Source organism: Microbacterium sp. H6 (assembly GCF_003314775.1).
Classification (GTDB): Bacteria; Actinomycetota; Actinomycetes; order Actinomycetales; family Microbacteriaceae; genus Microbacterium; species Microbacterium oxydans.
Genome location: NZ_QOAY01000272.1, coordinates 334 through 1,588, shown reverse-complemented (window position 1 = coordinate 1,588; position 1,255 = coordinate 334). Strand labels below are relative to the sequence as shown.

Below are 1,255 nucleotides of genomic sequence, written 5' to 3'. Positions count from 1 at the left end.
CGGAGCGCATCACGTCGCGGGGGAGATCGCGCACCTCCCGGTGCCGGGAGCCGCACACCTGCGCTGCCCCTGCGGCAGACCCGGACACCTCGAGGCGATCGGCTCCGGCATCGGCATGCACCGGCACTTCCTCTCGCTCGGAGGAGACCCCGGGATCACCGATGCCCGGGGGATCGCGGCGGAATCCGTTGCCGGTGACCCCATCGCCCGCCGCGCCATCGGCGAGTCAGCCGCAGCGGTCGGACGCGCCATCGCGGGAGCGGCCACGATCCTCGATCCCGAGCGCATCGTGGTCACCGGCGGCGTGCCGAACATCGGTGAGGACTGGTGGCGCCCGATGCGCGACGCCTTCCACGCCGAGGCGATCGATGCGCTGCAGAGCACGCCCATCCTGCCGGGTACTCTCGGCGACGACGCCCCGCTGCGGGGAGCTGCGGCATCCGTCTGGAGGAACCCATGAGACTCGCCGACCACCTCGAGCAGCTGCGTGGCGGCCTGATCGTCTCGTGCCAGGCCTACCCCGGTGAGGCGATGCGCGACCCGCGGACGATGGCCCAGGTGGCCGCGGCTGCCCTCGTCGGGGGTGCCGCGGGCATCCGGGTGCAGGGAATCGGCGACATCCGTGCGACGGCCCACCTCCCCGTGCCCGTCGTGGGTCTGTGGAAGGACGGCGATCGCGACGTGTTCATCACTCCGACGCTCGACCATGCCAGGGCCGTCGCCGACGCGGGAGCCGACATCATCGCGGTCGACGGCACCCGTCGCGATCGTCCGGACGGGTTGACTCTCGGGGAGACGATCCAGGGTCTTCGCACGCACACCGACGCCCTGATCATGGCCGATTGCGGTTCGCTCGACGATGCGCTCGCCGCAGAAGAGGCGGGCGCCGACATCCTCGGCACCACCCTGTCCGGCTACACGGGCGAGCGCCCGAAGACCACCGGCCCCGATCTCGAGCTCATCGAGCTGATGGCGGCCCGCTGCCGTCGTCCGATCGTCGCCGAGGGGCGCATCCACACGCCGGCGCAGGCCGCGGACGCGATCGCCACTGGTGCCTTCGCCGTCTGTGTCGGCACCGCCATCACGCATCCCTCGACGATCACGACGTGGTTCGCCGATGCGGTCGCGCGAGCCCGCGCATGACTGCGCCCGTCCTCGTCAGCGCCTATCCAGCCTCTCCGGCGCACGCGCGCTGGGACCCGGAGCTCGAAGGGGAGCTGCTGCCCGCGCTGTGTGCGCTTCCCGGGGTCGCCGG

General features: G+C 72.2%; 2 protein-coding genes. Both read left to right on the top strand.

The window, feature by feature from the left end; all coding sequences use genetic code 11:
* Window positions 1-460, top strand: a 460-nt coding sequence (locus tag DSP71_RS17835) for an ROK family protein (protein ID WP_147251365.1), incomplete at its 5' end; no start/stop codon positions are given.
* Window positions 457-1,143, top strand: a complete 687-nt coding sequence (locus DSP71_RS17830) for an N-acetylmannosamine-6-phosphate 2-epimerase (protein WP_113681729.1) — start codon at window positions 457-459, stop codon at window positions 1,141-1,143. The genes DSP71_RS17835 and DSP71_RS17830, both read left to right, overlap by 4 nt.
* Window positions 1,144-1,255: the final 112 nt, after the last annotated feature.